The organism is Spirosoma sp. 48-14 (assembly GCF_001898575.1).
Lineage (GTDB): Bacteria > Bacteroidota > Bacteroidia > Cytophagales > Spirosomataceae > Spirosoma.
The window spans coordinates 25,675-45,712 of sequence record NZ_MKUD01000025.1; the positions used below are offsets into that span (position 1 = coordinate 25,675).

The window sequence follows — 20,038 nt, forward strand, 5'->3', positions numbered from 1 at the left end:
ATTAGCGTGTCAGTGCAAATAGCATAGGATTTGGATGGATCAACTCATCCGATCGTCAAAACCTGACTAGTCCGGTCAGCGTTTGCCGATCATTCCCAATGTTCCTGAATGGCCTGAATCAGTTCCGGGTGGACACCACAGGCCGCTACCACATCGCCCTCGAACAGAAAATCGTCGCCCCCACTGAAGTTGGTAACCACCCCGCCCGCTTCCTGCACCAGCAGTACCCCGGCAGCCATATCCCACGAATTGAGGTTGTATTCGTAAAAGGCTTCGAACCGCCCACAGGCCACATACGCCAGATCGATAGCAGCTGACCCCATCCGGCGCAACCCATGCGTGCGCTGCATAAGCGACTCCAGGATGTGCAGATATCGCTGCATTTGATCAAAGCGGTAGTACGGGAACCCGGTAGCGATCAGGCTTTCGCCCAGGGTTGTTGCCGGAGAAACCGAAATCTTTGTTCCGTTGCAATAGGCTCCTCCGCCCTTCCAGGCCGAGAAACATTCGTCGCGGTTCGGATCGTAGACAACACCAGCAATGGGCGTTTTACCCTGCGCCAGGCCAATGCTGACCGAGAAAACCGGAAGACCGTGAATGAAATTAGCCGTTCCATCGAGCGGATCGATGATCCAGTTTAGGGCACTCTGATCGGCCTCCTGACCCGTTGTTCCTTCTTCAGTAATAAAACCCGCTTCGGGCAGCAACCGGCTTAGTTTATCGACCAGTTGTTTTTCGGTTTCTTTATCGACATACGAAACCAGGTTGTTCAATCCTTTGTATTCAATCGACTCCCGCTGAAACTTCTGCCGCTCCTGAATGAGAAACGCGCCAGCTTCGGTGGCAATCAGACAAATTTCGCGAGTCAATGCAGCTAAATCCTGAGGCATTATCGGTGGTGCGGGTGGTAACCCGCGTTTATACTGAAAAAAAGCGTGCTACCCACCCGCTCTATATTATAGTTCGTCGGCAATCAGATCATCAGCTTCGGGTAGTAGCTCAATGCTGTCATGACAGGTTAAAACGACATCCGGGTAAGGCATATACATACCTGACAGAACATCTACTTTCATATTTTCTGTAAATACCCTACACCCTTTGGCCTTCGTTTGCCCCTTTAACTGATCTTTTACATTATCAATCAACAGATTATGATTAACCGTTCCGCCTGCTATGGCATACAGTTCACCATTGTAAAACTCATGGCGAACTTCGCTCTTCTCCTCCAGAGTCAGGTATTCGTCAATGGTATATCTATACGATGATCTGGGCTGATTAGCAAGCATACCAACATTCATTTTGCGGGGCATTTACTGAACAAAACCGCGATTCGCATAGGTCGAATGAACCGTGCCCTGTTCGGTAAATGCCCCGGATTATTACTTCATGATTTCGCCTAGTGCGTTATCATACAGCCCTTTCGCATCCGACACCGACATAACCGTTGCCGTATCGATGCTGAAATCACCATCGGTTACAGTACCCAGGAACTGGAACGGCAGGATGCTATCTTCGAGATACTTAACGACATGCTGTTGCTGATCGGGCGAAACCGAAATGACCACCCGGCTCTGGCTCTCACCAAACAGGAACGCATCGGCCCGGTAGCGCGTATCAGACTCGATAGCAAACCCTTTGTTCCCCGTCATGGCCGACTCTGCCAGCGTGACGAACAACCCACCATCCGATACGTCGTGTGCCGACTGAAGCCAGCCGTTCCGAATCATCGTTTTGATGCCTTCCTGCACACGCCATTCGGTTTCAAAGTCGAAATAGGGAGCGGGCGATGCGTTGATACCTCGGTACGAATAGAGGTATTCCGACGACGCGATGTCGCTGGTCGATGGCCCAACCAGGTAGATCAGATCGCCAGTCGCTTTGAAATTCAGCGTCGTCTGGTGCACTGGATTTTCCATAAGCCCAAGCATACCAATGGTCGGCGTTGGGAACACCGGACCATCGTCGGAGCTTTGGTTGTAGAAGCTCACGTTGCCACCCGTTACCGGCGTACTGAACCGACGGCAGGCTTCACCCATTCCCTGTACGGCTTCGACAAAATGCCAGTACACTTCCGGTACATAGGGGTTTCCGAAATTGAGATTATTGGTTACGGCCAGTGGCTCCCCGCCCGAACAAACAATGTTTCGACAGGCTTCGGCCACGGCGATCATGGCTCCCTGTCTTGGGTTGGCATTGACGTATCGGCTGTTGCAGTCGACGGTAATCACGATGGATTTATCAGTCTCGGGCAAGCCGGGGCCTTTAACCCGTACTACCGCAGCATCCGACGGCGCATTGGTGCTCCGGTTGGCCGTTCCCACCATCGAGTCGTATTGCTCGTATACCCACTTCCGTGAGCAGATATTCGGGTGCGACAGCAAGTGTTTGGCTACGTCGGCAATCTCCGACGCTTCGATGTCATCGACGTCCGACGGATCGAATTTGGCGTACTCATTTATATAAGCCGGTTCTTTGTATTCACGCTGATACTGCGGAGCACCGCCACCCAGCACCAGATCGTAGGCAGGTACATCGGCAACCAATTCGCCATAGCGGTAGAAATGCAATCTACCGACTCCTTCAGCGTCCGGGGGGGTTACCTCGCCAATCTGGGCGCAGTTCAGATCCCACTTGTCGAAAATAGCCTGAATGACCGATTCCTTGCCTTTCTCGATAACCACCAGCATGCGCTCCTGCGACTCCGACAGCAGAATCTCAAACGGGGCCATGTTGGGTTGCCGGGTCGGCACTTTGTCGAGGTCGATAATCATACCGTGTTCGCCTTTGGCACTCATTTCCGAAGTCGAGCAGATGATCCCAGCCGCACCCATATCCTGAATCCCGATTACGTAGCCAGTAGCGATAATTTCGAGGGTGGCTTCGAGCAGGAGTTTTTCCATGAACGGGTCGCCTACCTGCACCGCAGGCAGTTTGTCGGTCGAAGCGGCCGTGATATCTTCCGAGGCAAACGTAGCGCCGTGGATACCATCTTTACCCGTAGCCGACCCCACAATAAACACAGGGTTACCGACCCCATAGCTGGTTGCCTTAGCCACCTTTCCGACTTCGACAATCCCGGCCGAGAAGGCATTCACGAGTGGGTTGGTATTGTAGCACTCATCAAAATAAATCTCCCCGCCAACGGTTGGGATACCGAATGCATTGCCGTAATCGCCGATGCCTTTCACAACACCCCGCAGCAGACGGCGGGTTTTGGTCAGGCTCAGGTCGCCAAACCGGAGCGAGTTGAGCTGGGCAATAGGGCGGGCACCCATCGTAAAAATATCCCGGTTGATGCCCCCTACCCCGGTAGCGGCTCCCTGGTAGGGTTCCAGCGCCGACGGGTGGTTGTGCGATTCGATCTTGAACGAACAGGCCAGCCCATCGCCAATATCGACCAGACCGGCATTTTCTTCCCCAGCTTTGGCCAGCATCCGTTCCGAATCGCGCGGCAGGGTTTTAAGCCAGACGATCGAATTCTTATAGGAGCAGTGTTCGGACCACATCACCGAGAAGATACTCAGTTCGGTAAAGTTGGGTTTCCGCCCCAGAATCTGGGCAATGCGGTCAAATTCATCCGGTAACAGGCCCAGCTTCCGGGCGGTTTCAACAGTAGGGAGCGTTTCGAGGGTATCCATAAAGAGCGAAAGAGTGAAAGAGCGAAAGAGCGGTTAAAAGAAGGCGGTTACATTCCGCTCATTCACTCTTTCGCTCTTTCACTCTTTAAATCTGGTCCAAAATTAGGCTTTTTGCCTAAAATTGCCCCGGTATGGGTTGACAAATCTTAAAAGGCTTGTATATTTGCACCCAGAAAGAGAGATGGCAGAGTGGTCGATTGCGTCGGTCTTGAAAACCGAAGACTGTAACAGGTCCGGGGGTTCGAATCCCTCTCTCTCTGCAACCCCATCGCAGGGGAACTCAGAAAAGCCAGTTTGCACCGAGCGAGCTGGTTTTTTTTATGCCCGTTTCGCTCCTAATTTCCTGTTATTCATACTAGTTACCAAACAGGTACAAAATCGGAGTCACATTTTTTAAAATCGGGTACACTGGTTAAGTAGCTCATTAACTAATATGAATACCATTTAATATACAAATCTCCATATTCAGCAAAATTTATGTTGTCTGCGATAGCTCACCAAAATATTGTGAGCTATGTTTTTTCTCAATCGAATGCAGATCTTGTTCAAGTTACGCCGGAATTATCGCAAATCGAAAAAAGGAAAGCCCAAACCCACCGATGTGGCTATCTACGCCCGAATCACCGTCAATGGTCGAACGGCCGATCAAACCACTGGTGTAAAAGTCCACCCAAAATTCTGGAATCAGACCAAACAGAAAATTTCCGATGGCTGGCCAACCGCAGACCAGGACAATGAACTGCTGGACCGAATCCGGGTCAATCTGAAAAAAGCGTTTAATCGACTAGACCAGGACGATACTCAGTTGCAGGCTACCCAGGTACTTGATGTATACCGGGGCAAGAGTCAGGAACGTTGCACCCTGCAAACACTGATGAACCGGTTTATCGAGTATGAAAAAAATCAGGTAAGCAGCGATCCGGTTAAGCTGGCCACAAAAGAATTTATCACTCACGATACCTATAAGACCAACGTTAAGTACTGCAAGAATATATCGGCGTATCTACTCGATAGCAAACAGCCACGGGCCTACGTCGATGAGATTGATGAGTCTTGGCTGATTAGCTTTCGCAATTGGGGTAGTAAACGTTACAAGGTAAACTATCTGGCTAAACACTTGGCCCATATAAAACGCCTGGTATCGTTTGCCGTGCTGAAAAAGATCATCCCCAGTAACCCCATAGCACCCTATAAAATCTACACGGAAGAACCCGACCCCGACGACCGGGTATTTTTATACCCTGAAGAGTTAGAGCGGCTGACTACGTTCGATTTCCAATCGCTCAATCTTAAACCAGAACGGGCCAACCGGTTGGAGCGGGTACGGGATGCTTTTGTGTTTATGGAGGCCATTGGTACTCATTTAGGTGAATACACCCGGTTTGTAGCTGACCCCAAAAGCGCCCTGACCGAACGGGAAGGTATATGGTTCTTAAAGAAAAAACGGAGCAAAACCAGAAAGTACTTTACCGTTCATTTGAAACCGATTAATTTTGAGCTGGCTGCCAAGTACGGGGGATTCGATAAGCTACCGGTTTATAGTCGTACACAGTTCAACGATGCCCTAACGATCATTTCCGCCCTATTGGGATTCGATAAGCAGCTCACCAGTAAAGCCGCCCGGAAAACCTTTGCGGATAGTCACCTGAACGAATCCACTACCGATCTGCACGTGACGGCACGCATGATGGGTTTAAGTTCGATCCAGCATCTAGGTAACTATGCTAGTATCGATGAACGGCGCATAATCCGGGAACTGGGTTTAAAGCCCCAAGTTGTCCAGGAGTCGTAAACAGTCCATTTCAGAATAATCTTTGGTGCATTCTGAAATTTTTGGGCTGAATGGTCCCTGATCATGCACTGGCCAGCCAGATATCAACCAGGCTCAGGGAGAAAAAGCAGATCTGCAACCAAAGATTATTCTGAAAATGAACAAAGGCCAACGAACACAAATTGAGAAGCGTAAATGGCACCAGCGATTACGAAACTATAAGATTCCCTTGGATAAGGCATATAGTTGGGGAATCAAGTTCAAGGCACAAGGTAGACCCTGTAACTGTTCGGCTTGTCGAAAGCTCCACTACAAACGGAGCATCAAACACAAAATTTCGCTTCAACAGGAGCATGAATAAAACACAAAAAACCGCGTTTCTGGCTTGGAAACGCGGTTTTTTCATTGTATATTAACCTATCAATCAATCAGTTATCACTAACAAAAAACCCCAACGCTATTTCCTGTCAGAGCCAGCGAAGGGGTAAGTAAACAATTCTATCACCTAGTATGTCTACCCCGCAAAAGTATGTCGGTAGGGGCACTTATGCAAGTGGCTCTCCCTTTCGTGGTCATCAGTACCGCACCCAGGTTTATTTACTGGTTCTTAGCATCGCCAAAATCAGTGGTGAAGCTGAATCCGAAGTCTGGAAACGCATTTACAATCAGGTTCACGCCTACTATGGGATTTACCTGCCTGGTCTACCAAAGAACCGGCGCGAATCCCTTCTTCGAGTGGCCGAGCGTCACGACGTGCTCGATAAGGTGTACCTAGTTGCCCAGGCCGAACGGGCGCACTACTACAAAACCGATCAAGGAGAAATCGACTAAAAAAGCAGCCTGGTTAACCACCAGGCTTTTTTATGACCGAAAAGTAAACCTATACATTAGTATATGATGTGTACTCTTATCTTTCCAGCAAAAACCATTTACCACTATGAAACACCTTGTTTACATCTTACCCCTTATCGTGCTTTTCTCCGGTTGTAAGAAAGATGATCCACCACCAAAACCAGTTGCAGCTTTTTCGATCAGTTATCAAGCAAATGGAGCTGTTGTATTACTTAATAATTCCAAAAATGCAACTTCCTATCAATGGACACTCAGCGATGGCCGTAATTCAACAGCCGTCTCACCCCGATTTGAATTTGGGTATAATAGTGATTACAATGTAACCCTAACCGCAAAAGGAGATGGAGGAACAGATTCCGCTACGCAAACAATCCAAATAAGAAATCTACCCACAACAGGGAGTGTAATCTTTTGGTCTACCTACAACCGAAATATTACAATTACAGTAAATGGAGTCAATGTAGGCAATACCACGGTTTATTATTCAGGTAATGTTGGGCCTGACTGTGGAACAGCAGGTAACGTTACAGTAACACTTCCAGCTGGTATTTATAATTTCACAGGAAAGTCTAATGATATTATACCACTAAACTGGAATGGTCAGATTACGGTAGTTAATGGCGAGTGTCGAAAGCAATTATTATATAAGAGCTAACAAAAAAGCCCGTCTGGATTCAGACGGGCTTTTTAACTACCAACCTATGATTACTATGGTCATTCCGATACGTTTATAGATGGCCCTTTGTCATACGGTGCCCCAATGAGCCAATTGAGCGGATTAAATACGTGAGCTACTTTTACAGCTTTCTTGGCAGGGGAGTAAGTTTCACCCCGTGAAATAGCAGCCGCACGTTGTTTTGATTCTTCTTCGGCTATCTTCCTTTCTTCATCTGCCTTGTTTTTATCTTGAAAATTATTGTACAAAGTGGCAAAAACGATGTAGGCCAGTAATAACACGAGTATTATTTTCAATGCTTTCATAATAAGAACAGGTTTACGGTTTAACTACCAACCTATGATCTAAATAAGTGATTTGTTCGATCCAAATAAACGCGAACCCTGTGCCGATCCGGCCTGAATTGTGTTCAATCGCTCCTGTAAAAATGGTGAAACAGTCGTAATCCAATCAAGATTCGGTGTCGATTTCTGAGGAGTAACCGCAAATAGAGCTGCCAATGTATCCGTCTTTGATACAGAACTTTGTGTAGTTGGCTGTTGCGTTGTGGTTAGATTCTGTGTCGTTTGCGAAGTTGTCTGAGCAGATTGTTTGTTCTTATTCAGCAACGAATAAATTGCATAGGCAAGGACAGCAAAACAAAGGACTAATAAGGCGGTGTTCTTCGGATCTTGTTTCATGGTTCTGGTGATTTAACTTTTTTTATTTTTCACAAATAGTACAATTAACAGGATTGCCAGAATACCCCAAAGCGAATATTGAACCAGGCTTAACCTGTCGATTTCCTGGTTGGTCTGATTTAGAATGTCCTGCAATTGGTTATAATCTGCTTTGTAGTAGCTAATTTCTTCATCACGACGGGCTATATTGCCTTTTGTTGTGTCGATAAGTCCACCAATGAGCTGACCAGCCGTAGCGACCGCCAAACCAATCGCCTGACCGTATCCAGGAACAGCAGAAGCAAACGTTCCAACTATACTGGAAATACTACGTATATCCACGGCCGTATGGTCTACCACATCTGTACTCCCTAAATCTTTTAAGGCCTTTGCAATCACTTCGGCTCTTTGCAGTAAAAGCGTTCTACGACGTTTCAACCAGGTTAACCGTTCGCCTGTTGAATTGCCTGTGTAGGGTTGGTTAATCGCTTCAATTAGCGCATTAACCTGTTGGCAACCTTCAGGTAGTTGGGAAACCGGCACGTAGTCAGCCGCCAGGACTGATTTCACCTTACAGTCCTCATTAATATAGGCCGAATAGAACGGCACCGCATACTGAGTGCCTGTTGCATTGAGTAGCATAACTTATTTCCGTTTAGCCATGATTAGCGCAATGACAATGACTATGGCGCCAATCAGAATATAGGTCGTATTGAACTGACTGCCTATTGGTGTTGGAGTAGGCGTAGTGTTCTGCTTAACTAAGCCATTCGGACCCGGATCAGGCATTGGGGTACTATTATCACGGGTATAGTTATCCCCCAATTGCTGTTCATTACTCAGATTCATTTTACTGAGTATCTTATTATCCGCCAATAGATTGACGTAGTTACTGGTGGCAAAATCAGCATTAAAGTGGTCTTTCCACTGATTCAGATACGTAGCCGATTGGACAACTTCATGCCCATTCCAGTTAGGAAGCGAGGTCGTAGCGGTCAAGATCCAAACATCATAGTCAGCTATGTAGCGAACTCGCCAGGTATAGGTTTCCGCTACAAACTCACGCCCAAATATGCTTCCTTCATAGTGCCCAGTTTGCCAGACACCAACAACATCACCACTTTTATAGCCCATAGCTTTAGGGTTAAAGAATTCTAGTATAATTCGCGTTTCTAATCATCTCTCGTAGGCTCCCAGGGGTTACACCGGTCAAGCCTGGTTGAATCTTTACCGGCGTGTGGGTGAGTGCCTGGTACACCAGCTCCGCGCACGTCCACTGATCCGGCCGCTCGCTCCCGGCCCGAAGGCCGTAGGTCAAAAAGATACTTCGCCAGTCATACCCCTTTCCTAGCTGTGACTTTAGAAAGGTGGCTACGTCTGATGTATCGAAGGCACCCAAATCATAAATCTCAACGTACTGAGCTCGCCTAATCGTCTGGGTCGTTGGCCGGATCGCTACGCCACCGGTGCCCACCCAACTGGAAATCGACATACCGGCATCCGGATCGATCAGCTCACAATGAATCCAGTTCGACCCGGTAAAACCCGCGATGATCATACCCGGTACATCATTGTCGTGAAACCGATTTTTGAACGCGATCCACATTAGTTACTAGCCAGTTTTGCGATGTCCCGCATCAATTTATCCACTAGCGGCCGAATCTTACTGAACTCCGTTTGCGTCTGATAACAGCCCATCGTTTTAGCGAGTCGCTTATATTTCTCCTTATGCAAAAAGGTATTGGTGATCCCTTTTTCGCGCATCTTGTAGCTCACCCACACTTCAAAGAGTCTAGCCCATAACTCATTGTGTCGAAGCCAGTAGGAATCCGATTCCCCCTTCTTCACCAGCCCGTCTCGCATCTTATTGTACGAAGCCGTCTGTTGAATGGCCTTGATGATTTCAATCATCTGATACCGTAATGTGCCTTTTTTATAGACATTCTTGGTTATCAGACTCGTATCGTGCCCATAGGTCAGTGAGCGGTAGAAGCGGTCCTGTTCGACGTAGGTACCAAAGAAATAATCAATCGCGTGACCGTACTCGTGCGCCAGGGCACCGACCCCACCGGTTTCCACAAACTTGGTTTTCTTATCGACATCGATCTTTTGGCCGGTCAGGGGATTGATGATGTAGCGTTTGTAGCGCGTGAGGTTAATCATCATCGTATCGGGTTCGAAATGACCGGCCGCGTGCTGATAGCCACGAGCACCAAACGCAATCCCAATCGTACCACTAAAGCCAATATTGGTATAGCCTACGATCTTGGTTAGATCCGACAGCGCAATGACCAAAGCCGCCAGGTAATTGTAGGCATCATCGTTGGTCAGCCACCGACCGAACTCAATGCCCTTCAAGCGAAACTTGAGTACCGCCCTGTTAATATCGACAGCAGAAACCGTCCGATTGGTTTTGGAAAAACCCCGGTACACCTGCGTAAACCCATTCTCATCCCAGTAGTCATTGAGTCGGCTACCAACCGAAATCCGGGTGTTGGTATCGACGCTGTATTTTTTGGAACCGAAGGTCGGAACCAGGCCAAGCCGGGTTTCCACTTTGCTAAGTTTGGCGATGGGTTTCTTAAGAATCATAACCGAAGAATATTTTACAAATCGAGCTGTCGACAGCTGCCGATCGATACAGAAAATTTTGTCAAAAGCCGTTTTTGATCAGATTTATTGCGGGGGGTAAGAGCACGCCCACAACCACCCCAATGGACAAAGCGCCGATTCGAGCGGTCCAGCCCAGCCGCTTGGCATCCCGGATGATTCCGGAAAAACTGCTTAGTTTGCCTTGCGCCTGGTTGATACCCGTGCTCATGCTTTGGGTAGCCGTACTGGCTTTCTGAATGGTACCCGAAATCGTCTGTAAACTATCGCTCAAAACCTTTATGGTTTTGTTGCTCTGATTGACCACGTGCTCAAGTGCCTTTTCGCATTCGATCAGTTGGGCTTGTTGTGACGCAATGACCTGGTCAGCATCCAGGAATGAAATTGATAACAGGGTTTTTCGAGCCAGGTCGAGTTTTAAGTATTCAGCCCGGGTTAAGGTTGTATCGTTAGAGAGTTCGGGCAAGGGAATCCCCTGCCCGACTACCGACAGACTAATTAACCCACTACATACAATTCCCACGCAGAGTATAAGGACGTGTTTCATTTGACTTGCTGTTGAATGGCCTGTAAGCGTTTCTTTTCCTGATTGTAGCGATCCTGATAGACGGCCGATTGCTGTTCCAGTATTGACTTTATCGCCTTGTAGGAGCCATTTATGACGCTTATCGAGTCGGATAGATCCAGTAACCCAGCATCGACCCGGTTAACGGTCCCAATGACCGCTTGCAGATCCGTTTTCGTCTTTTTCAATTCGGAATCCACTAGCTGCAATTGGGTTTGCACCTGCCGGGTTTCAGCAAGCGCCTGGTTCAGTTTTGCATTCACCTGTGACGGCCGAAATACTTCATTATAGGCGATGTAGGCCAAAATCAGAAGCACGCAGACCGGCGTGAGCTTGCTGGTTAGAAAGTCCAGTACTGCTTTCATAGCTAGGCTGATTGATCCGTTGGTTGTTGATCGAGCAGGGTTTTAACGACCCCGATTCGTTTACCCAGCCAGAACGCGACCAGGGCTAACACGATTAGTGCCGGTACAAATTTTCGCGCTACCAGTAGCGCAATGACGACCCCGACCAGAGCCGCCCAAATCGCTGTCCCTGCGGCCGGTACATAAGCCCCGACATTGGCCAGGCTAAACACCGTCCCATTCCCTACATTGCTACTGTATTCATTGGCCAGTGTAGCGAGTTTACCCGACGTTTTCCCCGAAATCGCCAAATAGGCATTGGCCCATAGCTCTCCGTAGGCCGTAAAATCCGACGGCTGCAAATGCACCTTGTCTTCCCGGTTTGCCCTTGCGGCCCGAAGGGCTACCAGGTCAGCACCGACGTAGTTAGCCGGATTGGAGCCGATCACATCCTGACAACCGGCCCGGATGTGGCTCACGTCCACGCTGTTCGCGCCTTCGCCAGCATCTTCCAGGGCAATGAGTATCGGAATAGTGGGAAGATTGAACGTGGTACGGGTATGGGTCAGCACGTCGTTAAACTGATCCTTGAATTGCTGACGCGTGCTCACGTCGCGATCATTCACCCCGTGGTGAATCAGGATGGCCCGAATACCGGTTTGGGGAATGTATTTGCTCAAGGTCGCTTTTAGCGTCTGATAGGGCATTCCCTTATCATACTTGATAAAGCCATGCTCAAACGGCTGGTTGTTAATCACCTTCCAGTTCTGTTGAATATTCGACCCGCCAAAGGCCGTATTGAACAGGAGCACCGGCACGCCTTCACTCGCAGCGAGTTTATTGGCGAATGGTCCCCACGCATAGGGACCAGGCCCGTAGGGAGCAATTTTCGAGGTGGCCGAAAGAGAAGAAAAGGTGAAGGGTAAGTTTTCCTCTTTGGCATCGGTATCGTTGTAGTTGACCGAGCGAACCCGTGGATCTGGATTGTCATAGACGGCCGTGTCGGAGCCTTGCGCGACCGAATGGCCAAACACAACAATGACTTCCCCCACGCCAACGCGTTCCATCGACGCGGAGCTGATGACCATACCCCCCTGTTTGATCTCCACTTTCAGGGCGTAGTCCCCCCCCGTCAATCGGACGGCTCCTTTGCACCGGCCGGACGCGATCTTACCCAGTTCGACGGGACCAACCTTTTTTCCCCCTTGCACCGGCGTGAACGTGACCTGCACCGTCGCGCCTTCGGTGTTGGTGGACTCAATATCAACGGGCACTAAGGCTTTATTATCCGAATCCCGCTGATACACCACGTTTTGGTACGGGAGCTTGATGGTTGGGGTAATGTTGGCAGACATGGGCTAGTTACGTTAGGGTGTCGAGTAGGCCGTTTTTACCGACCAGTTTTAAGATGTAGTTGCCGGTTTCGGTGGCTTTGGCTTTGGCTTCAGCTAAGACTCCGGCGAAGGTTTTGGCTTTGATTTTGTAGAAATACCCCGCGTTGTAGCGGAACACCACCTTATCCCACCGAATCAGTTGATCGGTGAGGGTTAGGATCTGGGTACTTTCGTCGATCAGGCGTCCCAGCAGCATGGCGCCAATCAGGAGATTCACTTCCGGAGACATCACCTCACTGGCTACCAGTTTGGTATTTCCGGCTTTGTCATCGCCCAGGTAGCGGAGCTTGCGAATGTTCACCAGCTTATTGCCCAGGTAGGAGGCCAGTAAGTCGAGCTGCTCATCACTCACCCGGTTTTCTTTATTGTCCAGGTGAATGGCCGTTACGCAGGTATCCGGCGTGAGCTGCATGAGGCCCACCGCTCCGGCGCTACTCTTGGCGTTCGGATTCCCGGCCGATTCGATAAAGCAAAATGCCTCAATGACGGCCGAGGGTACATTGGTCAGCTCGGATGCTTGTTGGATGAAGGTGCCATATTGATTACGGATCGACCGTACCATATCCAGGTTTCCAACAGCCTGACTCGCTGTGTAGTACATTTCGGCCGTCATTGGGACGCGGCTAATCAGTGTCATGGCGTTAGACCGTTACCTTTTGAAAATCAATCTCCCGGTTCTCTTTCTGCCAGCGCGGCCGGTTTTTTAAATACCAGGCTGACAGTCCCCCGATGACGGCCGCTCCGACCAGGAAGGGGATCGATTTCTTTAGTTTCTTATTCATGATGGGTTTCTTTACGGGCATCACTGGCAAATAATCCACCCAGGAAGGTGCCAATGCCGGTTAGGGCCAGGTGCCAATCGTGTTGCTCAATGGCCTTGTACAGAATCGGAATGGCTACCCCCAGCGCGGTAATCGTCGTTCGGGGATTGTGCAGCGCCCCGTAGACAAAATCGGTCCAGATGGTGCGGAGTCGTTTGCGTTTACGGGGTGCCATTGGATTTGGGGTTTGACAGTTCCTTTATGTTCAGATAGAGCCTGGTGAGGTCGGTAACAATGGCCACCACGGCCGCTACGATCAGGATTGTTTTGAGGTTAATCTTCTTCATCGTCTTGCGCTTTTTGCGTGGCTATGTACTTTTTCGTCGCTCCCCATTCCCGGTAACAGCGCATGGATAGCCAGGCTACCGACAGAAGGGATATTACGATGGTCAGGAACCCGTTAATGGTTTGCATACTGAAAAGCGGGATAAGGTTGAGTGGTATGGCCAGGCCGGTGCAAATGCCTCCGGCGATGTCTACTTCGTCGGGTCCATCGGCCAGGTTAAACAGGAGCCAGAAGCGTAAGAGGAAGAGTTTCATGGTGGTTAAAAGAGTTACGGCATTGGAAATTTTATTAGTTATTCTTAGTAGGCTATTCCGCCCGTTATGCCAGCCTGAATAATATTGCGGAATCGTGCCCAGGGATAAAACCACAGGTTAGCCAATATCTCTGCTCCAAAGCCATTTGGGTGCAACCCATCGCCTTGATAATAGCTGTTTGCTGTGCCATTGCTATAGGCCTGTACATTCTGCTGAAAAATCGTGTAGGCTCCTTTGTCACCCTGAATGACAGTCGTACCATTACAGAGCGTATCTAACATGGCGTCGAACGATACAATCAAGTTTTGATTTGTTGTTGACCTACCATCGTTTGGGTATGGGTCATAATTAAGAAATACCTTATAGCCTGAACCGACCAACCCATTGACAATGCTTGTCATATTGCTGGTTGAGGTTGAGAGACTGATTGAATTAGGGGCATCGTTAGTAGCCAGCATAATGAATACATCGTCCACGCCTGCCGCTTGAAAGGCCGCTAGGGCATTGGTGTAGTTCGCCTGACCGGGAACCCATTGTGACGACGTTGACCCGAATATGGCGGCATTAACAATAACGACTTCCCTGTATGTTCCCGCCCAACTGGAAAGCATACGCTTGAGTGCAGTTGGCGGCTCTTGCCCTGAGCTAAGTTGATAGCCCTGAGTGATTGAGTTGCCAATGAATCCCAGATAATATGCATTTGGGTTTTTGGTTGTTACCTGTATAGCCGTACTCGTTGCTGTGACTCCTACATTATCCGTAACCAAGCAGCGATACCAATACTTTGTATTGTTGGTTAGGCCCGTGTCGGTGATATTGGCTGTCGAGGTATTGCTACCTATGTTACTATAGGTGCCAGCCGAACCCGAAACATCAGCCGCTCGTTGAAACTGATAGTTGTAGGGTGCCGTTCCCCCCGATGCTGCACTGGATGTAATTTTTTGGCTCGTAAGATTATTGATTGACCTGGTTAATGTACCTGCTGATAAGGCTACGCTAACCACATTACTATCCGTCAGATCACCGTCCAAATGCCACAAGCTGGCTTGTCCCGTATTGGTGTTGGCGAATGGGGTGCTTACAGGTGTATAATTAGTGGTATACTGGGCTACAGTGCTCCACCGGATTTCATCGAGTTGGCCAGTAAATCGGTAGATGGAATTGTTACCATACGTGCCAATGTCTGATAGGGCTGGTCCTATCGTACCCGATGCTGCTGTACTGAGTAGCACCCCGTCCACAAAACACAACACCTGCGCGCTGGTATTCCACACCAGGGCGAAGGTATGCCAGTTGCCATCATTGAGCGCACTTGGAGTTATATAGTTCTGGGTAAGTGCGTTCCAGGCAAATTGGACCTTGCCCTGATTATTGAATCCAACATACCAGCCATTCCCTCCGACCATAATACTGACTGGATTTCCGAAAGCGGTCGTTTTGAAACGACCTTCCACCGTCTGGCCTGTACTGGTATTGCCTATTGCTGCCCCTGAAATTGTCACGTTGCCAGTAGCGGCCAGATTCAAACATTGACCAAATCCACTGGCTCCCGTAGTATAGGCGATTGTTCCAACTGCGGTTCCGTTTGGCATCTTATTGAGCGATTACAAGTTGAACGGTGACGTATTGGCCAGGTGTGGTACTGCCTACCTGAATCACATCAAGGCTGAGTAATTGACCAGCAACAACAGCCGTAGTGTCGAAACTAGTCTGACTGCCCGTACTTGCCCCGTTTACCAATTTGAGTCGATTGGTGGTTGTAGTTGCCCAAATGGAAGTACCATTGAGTTTCAGATCAATAATCAGGTCTGATCCAACAGGTGCCGTTTTGGCGTTGATCCAAGCCTTTTGTATAGTACCAGAATTCTCTATGGTCACCTGGTTGGTGATATTTGTGCCAACTGATACATCTGAACTTATCCCTAGAATTAATGTATATGTTCTCGTAATATAGTTTTGTGGCTTCCAGTCTGTACTTGCTGTCGTATTCTGAGCTTTATACCAAATACCATTCGTGGTATTTATAAATTCCTGACCCACATACGCTGGCACTTGCGTCGGTGAGGCCGTCCCGTAGCCATAGCCAGCTACCCGCTCGGAATAGGTGGTATAACCAATGGCCAGGTTATCGGTACAAATCGTGCCTTCACAGCGCGTCACGTCAAACTGAATGGGTTTGGTGAGCGTTCCGGCCGTGTTATTAAGCACATTGCCTGAAATCAGCGAGTAGCGCAAACCCGTCCCATAAATGAAAATGGGTGATTTCTCCTGACCCGCACTGGTACCCGAAAAATCCCCGTCGAACTGATTGTCGGTAATCAGCAGCCGGTAATTGATACCGCCCCCGCCAATGGAAAGGGTTAACCCCTTAGCGCCTGTAGCAATGTTTTGGGTAATCGCTACATTATCCAGAAGCACATTGCTATTCCACAGATTATCGACCCCATCCAGCAGGTTAGCCATCACCTGTAGATGGGTTAATGCGTTTGCGCTGACATTGATGAAATAGGGGATTCGGTGAGCAGCATCCCAGTAGCATTTGTTATCGACGATCTGCCCTTTTTTCACGTTCAGTAGATCGATCACCCCCGCCCGAATGTCGTAGAACGTACACCGACTAATGACAAAATTGGTCACCTGACTGGTGGATGTCGCGGCTCCCAGGCCAATCGACTTGGTACCCGACACGTCGAAGGTGCAATCCAGGATCTTAATGTCGTCCCCCCGCTTAAAACGGATCGCATAGGTTTCCGGCGTAGCAAAGGTGACGTTGGCGATATAGGTCGAATTATTGTTGGCATCCCCGGCCGAATCCCCGCCGTAGATCAGGGCAATATCCGGGTTGGTTTGGGCCACCCCCCCACTGAGATTGCCCCCAATGAAGCTCACCCCCGAACTGACCCCATCGGTATCGGCTATGATGTGAAACAGGTGCTTATTCGGCGTCACTTGCTGAATCCGGGTACCGCCGTAGGAATTGGAGCGTTCGCAAAATATTCCGACCGAGCCTTTGACCAGCAGCGCATCGGTAATTTTATAGTAGCCGTGGGGAATATAGACCGTGTTGCCCATGCCACGAAGCGGGGTAAATCGCCCGTAGGTGAGTGGATTGTTGGCACTACAGGCCAAATCTAAGGCAGCTTGAAAGGCGGCCGTGTCGTCCGTCACCCCATCACCCACCGCTCCAAAATCCCGCACGTTCACATTCTGTTGGAGCTTGTTGCGTAACGGTGCCGCGAACGAGTTTAAATCCAGCAGGATTTGATACAAAATATCTTCCGTCGATGTGCTATACCCACCTTTAAGGTTTCGGTTGGGGGACGGCGTTGCCCCGTTGATCAGGCTGAGGTTATCCCAGATACCATGCAACAGATCTTGCTTGGCATCCGGGTATTTGCCTTTGGGGAGAGGTAAGCTTAATTGGCCCATTCGGTTAATACGTGAAGGTTAATTTTTTGGATCACTCGGGCTTTATAGAGGGCGTAGACCAGCACGACTAGACCCAGCACGGACGCCCCGATGTAAAGCGCCGTCGAAATCACTTTTTTTTTGACTCACTCGCCAGGTAGGCCGTGGCATCGGCCGGTAGGTCAGCCCGGAACCAGGCTTTCACGTCGCTCACGGTGATCTTACCGTCGCGGTCCATATCCATACCGGCATTGAGATTGTAGGTCTGCGAGCCTTTCACCCCAATCACATAGCTATCCGCTTTCCCCATCGCGGCCGGATAGAATACAGCGAGATACACGTCATACGGACTCTTGTAGCGACCTTTCCAGGAGGCCAAATACTTTTTCACCCAATCAAGCTGCTCGGTGCCTGACATCGCCCGAAGGGCATCCGTGGTGGTACCCAGCTTGAGCGCCGTTGACTTTAGAAACTGAATGAGTCCGGTTGCTCCGGAACCGGCGTTATAAGCCGTTGGCTTCAAGCGGGATTCTTTGTACATGACCAGCATCAGCCAGGCCGGATCAATCGCCAGCTCACCGCTAATGGCCTGCACTTTGGCCAGAAAACTAGCCTTGTCCGAGCCGGTATAATAGCTTTCCAGGATCATAGCCGCTAGGGTTATTTGATGACTTTATTCAGGCCAATGCTGATCAGGATGAGTAGCGTACCCGCCACCAGCGCGGTAATGGCCAGGTTGAGCATGGAGGTTTGGTCCAGGCCAATGTTGACCGTGGTTTCGACTTCGGCCGTGGGTTTCTTGCGGCCGGTGAGAATATCTAAGATGTCTTGAAAGACACTGCTACCAGATGAGTTCATATCAGGGAAGGATATAGGTGTAATTTTTGGCTACGTAGGCTTTGGTACCATCAGCTAAGGTCACTTCAACCCAGGTGTTGTTATCGGCCGTGGACTCGGTGCCAGTCGTGGTGCCGATGAAGGTTCCGGCCGTTACAGCCTGGACTTTTTCGCCCGTGATACTGGGTGCCTTGCGAACGTTCACATCGACATTAGCATAGAGCTTTTTAGTAGCTGCGAATGCGGTCGTGGTTAAGCTACCCAGCAGTTTGTTACTAGGGTCAGTTGCGCTAGTTGACCCATCGGTCTTATCCGATTTAACGGCTTTGACGATCTGCGTGGTCAGCAGAATGGCACCGGCAATAAGCACGATGAGTAAGAGAATTTTCCAGGTTTTGGCTTTCATGCGAGTTTGAGCGATTTCATTTTATTGACAATGCTTGATTTCTTGCCGGTGAAGTAGTCGTAATACACTTCGTTGTCGATGGCCTGCGTCAAGGTTTCGTTGTGCAGCCGGAAATAGCGTGCGTTCCAGGCGTTGTAGACGTAGACCAGTTGATCATCACTCAGGCCCAATAGGGTGGTGAACAGTTCATCTTTTGCCCCGCTAAAGACGATGGAGCCATAGACGACATCATAGCAGTCTCGAATGATGATTTCCGCTTGCCCCTGCCAACCGGCCGGAAGGCCCGTGCCCTTGTTGGGGTATTCCACTTGCGGAATCTCCTTTTGCCCGATTTTCTTACCCAGAAAATAGACAAATCCCAGTACGGCCAATACCCCAACCACGATCTGAAACGTGGTATTTTTCGCAATGGAACCGACCACCTGACCCGTTTTTTTTAAGGCTTCGTTCATTTGAGTTTAGCGATTAGAATACCGATACCCAGCAGCAAAACACCCAGCGATCCATAGGCGAGTACGGGCTTGTTCTTGAGCGTGGTTTGCAGGGTGTCCAGGGGTGAAGTCGAGCTTGATTTCTTGGCCGAAACCGTCACGTCAGGCAGCGTATTGCCCCCATAGGCTGGGTTCATGGAGATGGTCGACAGCAGGGCGTACACCTTCGTCCCGTCACTCAGTCGAACCAGCTCTAACCACTGATCCCCATCCGTGGTCTTGACCACTCCGGTACTGATCCCCGCTTCATCAAACATCTTGAGGGTCGCAATCACGGAGCCGGTTATTTGCGGACTCGAATACAGTTTGGCCGTATTGACTGAGACATAGTAGGTAGCTCCACGCATGGCATAGATTGAAAAAGAAACGGCTTGCCCACGGCCAAAATCCGGGGTGGGCAAGCCGTTTACGGTAGGTACGATAAAGAAAAGATTAACGCTTCTTGGCGAAGTAATACACCGCGAATCCAACGGCCGCAATGATGGCCACCACCACCAGCATGTTGGTATTTTTCTGCGTTTGGGTCTGGGTACCGCCCCCGTTGGAATTACCACCCAGCAGATTGTTCAATAGACCACCACCGGTATTGGTATTGCCCCCGCCCGTGTTGGTGTTGCCACCACCGGTATTGGTGTTCACCGTCGTTCCACCCGACAGGGCTTTACCCAGTTGGGAACCGCTATAGCCCGATACATCCGGAGCGTAGTAAATACCCGTCGCTGGATCGGTTTGGGCAAAGTTTTCGGCTTCACTTTGGGTCAATACACCGGCTTTGAATAGCCAGTGACCCGGCTTAAACACCTTTGGACCACCCGCTACGTCGTAGGTATAACCCGCCAAATGGCCATTGACGATTTGGGCATAGACCGGAAAGTTGTTAAAGGTGCCAAGTTGAGCGCCGTCATTTTCCGAGTAGGTACCCGTAGCATTCAGCATTCGACGGCCACCCGTTGAGCCAGTGAGTTGACCGGCTAAATACGCACTGTAAACTGAACGTTGTGATGTGTTCATGGATTTTTAGGAGAT

Annotated in this window: 28 protein-coding genes and 1 tRNA gene; 4 read left to right on the plus strand and 25 right to left on the minus strand. The window is 49.5% G+C overall.

The features are described from left to right. Positions 1-89: 89 nt before the first annotated feature. The 3 genes from BGO59_RS14745 to purL all read right to left on the minus strand — a co-directional run bounded on the left by BGO59_RS14745 (position 90) and on the right by purL (position 3,638). Positions 90-890 carry an inositol monophosphatase family protein gene (locus BGO59_RS14745; protein ID WP_293684385.1) on the minus strand — a complete coding sequence of 267 codons (801 nt, stop codon included), beginning with the start codon at positions 888-890 and terminating at the stop codon, positions 90-92. A 66-nt stretch (positions 891-956) separates the two neighbouring features. Further along, positions 957-1,286, minus strand: coding sequence for a Uma2 family endonuclease (locus BGO59_RS14750; protein WP_293684386.1), 330 nt, complete (start codon positions 1,284-1,286; stop codon positions 957-959). A gap of 93 nt (positions 1,287-1,379) precedes the next feature. Then, positions 1,380-3,638, minus strand: coding sequence for a phosphoribosylformylglycinamidine synthase subunit PurL (purL, locus tag BGO59_RS14755; RefSeq protein WP_293684387.1), 2,259 nt, complete (start codon positions 3,636-3,638; stop codon positions 1,380-1,382). 175 nt (positions 3,639-3,813) lie between these two features. On the opposite strand from purL, the gene BGO59_RS14760 reads away from it, so the two are divergent. The 4 genes from BGO59_RS14760 (at position 3,814) to BGO59_RS14775 (ending at position 6,916) form a co-directional block, all read left to right on the plus strand. Then, positions 3,814-3,898 (plus strand) — tRNA-Ser (locus tag BGO59_RS14760). A gap of 272 nt (positions 3,899-4,170) precedes the next feature. Further along, positions 4,171-5,430 carry a phage integrase SAM-like domain-containing protein gene (locus BGO59_RS14765; protein WP_293684388.1) on the plus strand — a complete coding sequence of 420 codons (1,260 nt, stop codon included), beginning with the start codon at positions 4,171-4,173 and terminating at the stop codon, positions 5,428-5,430. 489 nt (positions 5,431-5,919) lie between these two features. Beyond that, positions 5,920-6,240, plus strand: coding sequence for a hypothetical protein (locus BGO59_RS14770; protein ID WP_293684389.1), 321 nt, complete (start codon positions 5,920-5,922; stop codon positions 6,238-6,240). A 106-nt stretch (positions 6,241-6,346) separates the two neighbouring features. Then, positions 6,347-6,916, plus strand: coding sequence for a PKD domain-containing protein (locus BGO59_RS14775; RefSeq protein WP_293684390.1), 570 nt, complete (start codon positions 6,347-6,349; stop codon positions 6,914-6,916). Between the two features lie 59 nt (positions 6,917-6,975). On the opposite strand, the gene BGO59_RS14780 is transcribed toward BGO59_RS14775, so the two are convergent. The 22 genes from BGO59_RS14780 to BGO59_RS14885 all read right to left on the minus strand — a co-directional run bounded on the left by BGO59_RS14780 (position 6,976) and on the right by BGO59_RS14885 (position 20,023). Beyond that, positions 6,976-7,242: a hypothetical protein gene (locus BGO59_RS14780; protein ID WP_293684391.1), complete on the minus strand. Its 267-nt coding sequence runs from the start codon at positions 7,240-7,242 to the stop codon at positions 6,976-6,978. A 39-nt stretch (positions 7,243-7,281) separates the two neighbouring features. Next, positions 7,282-7,617, minus strand: a complete 336-nt coding sequence (locus BGO59_RS14785) for a hypothetical protein (RefSeq protein WP_293684392.1) — start codon at positions 7,615-7,617, stop codon at positions 7,282-7,284. A gap of 12 nt (positions 7,618-7,629) precedes the next feature. After that, positions 7,630-8,238, minus strand: a complete 609-nt coding sequence (locus BGO59_RS14790) for a hypothetical protein (RefSeq protein ID WP_293684393.1) — start codon at positions 8,236-8,238, stop codon at positions 7,630-7,632. Between the two features lie 3 nt (positions 8,239-8,241). After that, positions 8,242-8,730: a hypothetical protein gene (locus BGO59_RS14795; RefSeq protein ID WP_293684394.1), complete on the minus strand. Its 489-nt coding sequence runs from the start codon at positions 8,728-8,730 to the stop codon at positions 8,242-8,244. 10 nt (positions 8,731-8,740) lie between these two features. After that, the gene (locus BGO59_RS14800) at positions 8,741-9,202 is read right to left on the minus strand and encodes a hypothetical protein (protein WP_293684395.1); all 462 of its coding nucleotides are present in this window, start codon (positions 9,200-9,202) and stop codon (positions 8,741-8,743) included. Then, positions 9,202-10,188 carry an LPD1 domain-containing protein gene (locus BGO59_RS14805; protein WP_293684396.1) on the minus strand — a complete coding sequence of 329 codons (987 nt, stop codon included), beginning with the start codon at positions 10,186-10,188 and terminating at the stop codon, positions 9,202-9,204. Before BGO59_RS14805 ends, BGO59_RS14800 begins: the two co-directional genes overlap by 1 nt. A 61-nt stretch (positions 10,189-10,249) precedes the next feature. Further along, the gene (locus BGO59_RS14810) at positions 10,250-10,753 is read right to left on the minus strand and encodes a hypothetical protein (protein WP_293684397.1); all 504 of its coding nucleotides are present in this window, start codon (positions 10,751-10,753) and stop codon (positions 10,250-10,252) included. Further along, positions 10,750-11,136, minus strand: a complete 387-nt coding sequence (locus BGO59_RS14815; protein WP_293684398.1) for a hypothetical protein — start codon at positions 11,134-11,136, stop codon at positions 10,750-10,752. Before BGO59_RS14815 ends, BGO59_RS14810 begins: the two co-directional genes overlap by 4 nt. A gap of 2 nt (positions 11,137-11,138) precedes the next feature. Beyond that, positions 11,139-12,470: a sialate O-acetylesterase gene (locus BGO59_RS14820; RefSeq protein WP_293684399.1), complete on the minus strand. Its 1,332-nt coding sequence runs from the start codon at positions 12,468-12,470 to the stop codon at positions 11,139-11,141. 7 nt (positions 12,471-12,477) lie between these two features. Beyond that, positions 12,478-13,146: a transglycosylase SLT domain-containing protein gene (locus tag BGO59_RS14825; protein WP_293684400.1), complete on the minus strand. Its 669-nt coding sequence runs from the start codon at positions 13,144-13,146 to the stop codon at positions 12,478-12,480. Positions 13,147-13,150: 4 nt separating this feature from the next. Then, positions 13,151-13,291 (minus strand): hypothetical protein, encoded by a 141-nt coding sequence (locus tag BGO59_RS14830; RefSeq protein ID WP_293684401.1) that lies wholly within the window; start codon positions 13,289-13,291, stop codon positions 13,151-13,153. Then, complete coding sequence (locus BGO59_RS14835; RefSeq protein ID WP_293684402.1) at positions 13,284-13,505, minus strand: hypothetical protein; 222 nt, start codon at positions 13,503-13,505, stop codon at positions 13,284-13,286. Before BGO59_RS14835 ends, BGO59_RS14830 begins: the two co-directional genes overlap by 8 nt. Next, positions 13,492-13,617, minus strand: a complete 126-nt coding sequence (locus tag BGO59_RS14840; RefSeq protein ID WP_293684403.1) for a hypothetical protein — start codon at positions 13,615-13,617, stop codon at positions 13,492-13,494. The genes BGO59_RS14835 and BGO59_RS14840 overlap by 14 nt, the downstream gene beginning before the upstream one ends. Then, positions 13,604-13,870 carry a hypothetical protein gene (locus BGO59_RS14845; RefSeq protein ID WP_293684404.1) on the minus strand — a complete coding sequence of 89 codons (267 nt, stop codon included), beginning with the start codon at positions 13,868-13,870 and terminating at the stop codon, positions 13,604-13,606. The genes BGO59_RS14840 and BGO59_RS14845 overlap by 14 nt, the downstream gene beginning before the upstream one ends. A gap of 44 nt (positions 13,871-13,914) precedes the next feature. Beyond that, complete coding sequence (locus BGO59_RS14850) at positions 13,915-15,462, minus strand: GDSL-type esterase/lipase family protein (RefSeq protein WP_293684405.1); 1,548 nt, start codon at positions 15,460-15,462, stop codon at positions 13,915-13,917. A gap of 1 nt (position 15,463) precedes the next feature. After that, complete coding sequence (locus tag BGO59_RS14855) at positions 15,464-17,299, minus strand: glycosyl hydrolase family 28-related protein (protein ID WP_293684406.1); 1,836 nt, start codon at positions 17,297-17,299, stop codon at positions 15,464-15,466. Between the two features lie 109 nt (positions 17,300-17,408). After that, entirely contained in the window at positions 17,409-17,927 is a 519-nt protein-coding gene (locus tag BGO59_RS14860) for a transglycosylase SLT domain-containing protein (protein WP_293684407.1), read from the minus strand. 11 nt (positions 17,928-17,938) lie between these two features. Further along, positions 17,939-18,136: a hypothetical protein gene (locus tag BGO59_RS14865; RefSeq protein WP_293684408.1), complete on the minus strand. Its 198-nt coding sequence runs from the start codon at positions 18,134-18,136 to the stop codon at positions 17,939-17,941. A 1-nt stretch (position 18,137) separates the two neighbouring features. Beyond that, complete coding sequence (locus tag BGO59_RS14870) at positions 18,138-18,521, minus strand: SH3 domain-containing protein (RefSeq protein WP_293684409.1); 384 nt, start codon at positions 18,519-18,521, stop codon at positions 18,138-18,140. Continuing rightward, positions 18,518-18,973: a hypothetical protein gene (locus BGO59_RS14875; protein WP_293684410.1), complete on the minus strand. Its 456-nt coding sequence runs from the start codon at positions 18,971-18,973 to the stop codon at positions 18,518-18,520. The genes BGO59_RS14870 and BGO59_RS14875 overlap by 4 nt, the downstream gene beginning before the upstream one ends. Beyond that, the gene (locus BGO59_RS14880) at positions 18,970-19,413 is read right to left on the minus strand and encodes a hypothetical protein (RefSeq protein ID WP_293684411.1); all 444 of its coding nucleotides are present in this window, start codon (positions 19,411-19,413) and stop codon (positions 18,970-18,972) included. Before BGO59_RS14880 ends, BGO59_RS14875 begins: the two co-directional genes overlap by 4 nt. A 31-nt stretch (positions 19,414-19,444) precedes the next feature. After that, a complete protein-coding gene (locus BGO59_RS14885; RefSeq protein ID WP_293684412.1) occupies positions 19,445-20,023 on the minus strand; it encodes a hypothetical protein in 579 nt (192 codons plus the stop codon). Between the last annotated feature and the right edge of the window lie 15 nt (positions 20,024-20,038).

Excerpts from the sequence above, each read along its gene's own strand:
- BGO59_RS14875 (WP_293684410.1), bottom strand. The coding sequence starts at position 18,973 with ATGAACGAAGCCTTAAAAAAAACGGGTCAGGTGGTCGGTTCCATTGCG.
- BGO59_RS14870 (WP_293684409.1), bottom strand. The coding sequence starts at position 18,521 with ATGAAAGCCAAAACCTGGAAAATTCTCTTACTCATCGTGCTTATTGCC.
- BGO59_RS14865 (WP_293684408.1), bottom strand. The coding sequence starts at position 18,136 with ATGAACTCATCTGGTAGCAGTGTCTTTCAAGACATCTTAGATATTCTC.
- purL (WP_293684387.1), bottom strand. The coding sequence starts at position 3,638 with ATGGATACCCTCGAAACGCTCCCTACTGTTGAAACCGCCCGGAAGCTG.
- BGO59_RS14885 (WP_293684412.1), bottom strand. The coding sequence starts at position 20,023 with ATGAACACATCACAACGTTCAGTTTACAGTGCGTATTTAGCCGGTCAA.
- BGO59_RS14800 (WP_293684395.1), bottom strand. The coding sequence starts at position 9,202 with ATGTGGATCGCGTTCAAAAATCGGTTTCACGACAATGATGTACCGGGT.
- BGO59_RS14840 (WP_293684403.1), bottom strand. The coding sequence starts at position 13,617 with ATGAAGAAGATTAACCTCAAAACAATCCTGATCGTAGCGGCCGTGGTG.
- BGO59_RS14790 (WP_293684393.1), bottom strand. The coding sequence starts at position 8,238 with ATGCTACTCAATGCAACAGGCACTCAGTATGCGGTGCCGTTCTATTCG.
- BGO59_RS14750 (WP_293684386.1), bottom strand. The coding sequence starts at position 1,286 with ATGCTTGCTAATCAGCCCAGATCATCGTATAGATATACCATTGACGAA.
- BGO59_RS14775 (WP_293684390.1), top strand. The coding sequence starts at position 6,347 with ATGAAACACCTTGTTTACATCTTACCCCTTATCGTGCTTTTCTCCGGT.
- BGO59_RS14795 (WP_293684394.1), bottom strand. The coding sequence starts at position 8,730 with ATGGGCTATAAAAGTGGTGATGTTGTTGGTGTCTGGCAAACTGGGCAC.
- BGO59_RS14770 (WP_293684389.1), top strand. The coding sequence starts at position 5,920 with ATGTCTACCCCGCAAAAGTATGTCGGTAGGGGCACTTATGCAAGTGGC.
- BGO59_RS14830 (WP_293684401.1), bottom strand. The coding sequence starts at position 13,291 with ATGAATAAGAAACTAAAGAAATCGATCCCCTTCCTGGTCGGAGCGGCC.
- BGO59_RS14780 (WP_293684391.1), bottom strand. The coding sequence starts at position 7,242 with ATGAAAGCATTGAAAATAATACTCGTGTTATTACTGGCCTACATCGTT.
- BGO59_RS14785 (WP_293684392.1), bottom strand. The coding sequence starts at position 7,617 with ATGAAACAAGATCCGAAGAACACCGCCTTATTAGTCCTTTGTTTTGCT.
- BGO59_RS14745 (WP_293684385.1), bottom strand. The coding sequence starts at position 890 with ATGCCTCAGGATTTAGCTGCATTGACTCGCGAAATTTGTCTGATTGCC.
- BGO59_RS14855 (WP_293684406.1), bottom strand. The coding sequence starts at position 17,299 with ATGGGCCAATTAAGCTTACCTCTCCCCAAAGGCAAATACCCGGATGCC.
- BGO59_RS14850 (WP_293684405.1), bottom strand. The coding sequence starts at position 15,462 with ATGCCAAACGGAACCGCAGTTGGAACAATCGCCTATACTACGGGAGCC.
- BGO59_RS14765 (WP_293684388.1), top strand. The coding sequence starts at position 4,171 with ATGCAGATCTTGTTCAAGTTACGCCGGAATTATCGCAAATCGAAAAAA.
- BGO59_RS14815 (WP_293684398.1), bottom strand. The coding sequence starts at position 11,136 with ATGAAAGCAGTACTGGACTTTCTAACCAGCAAGCTCACGCCGGTCTGC.
- BGO59_RS14805 (WP_293684396.1), bottom strand. The coding sequence starts at position 10,188 with ATGATTCTTAAGAAACCCATCGCCAAACTTAGCAAAGTGGAAACCCGG.
- BGO59_RS14810 (WP_293684397.1), bottom strand. The coding sequence starts at position 10,753 with ATGAAACACGTCCTTATACTCTGCGTGGGAATTGTATGTAGTGGGTTA.
- BGO59_RS14820 (WP_293684399.1), bottom strand. The coding sequence starts at position 12,470 with ATGTCTGCCAACATTACCCCAACCATCAAGCTCCCGTACCAAAACGTG.
- BGO59_RS14825 (WP_293684400.1), bottom strand. The coding sequence starts at position 13,146 with ATGACACTGATTAGCCGCGTCCCAATGACGGCCGAAATGTACTACACA.
- BGO59_RS14835 (WP_293684402.1), bottom strand. The coding sequence starts at position 13,505 with ATGGCACCCCGTAAACGCAAACGACTCCGCACCATCTGGACCGATTTT.
- BGO59_RS14845 (WP_293684404.1), bottom strand. The coding sequence starts at position 13,870 with ATGAAACTCTTCCTCTTACGCTTCTGGCTCCTGTTTAACCTGGCCGAT.
- BGO59_RS14860 (WP_293684407.1), bottom strand. The coding sequence starts at position 17,927 with ATGATCCTGGAAAGCTATTATACCGGCTCGGACAAGGCTAGTTTTCTG.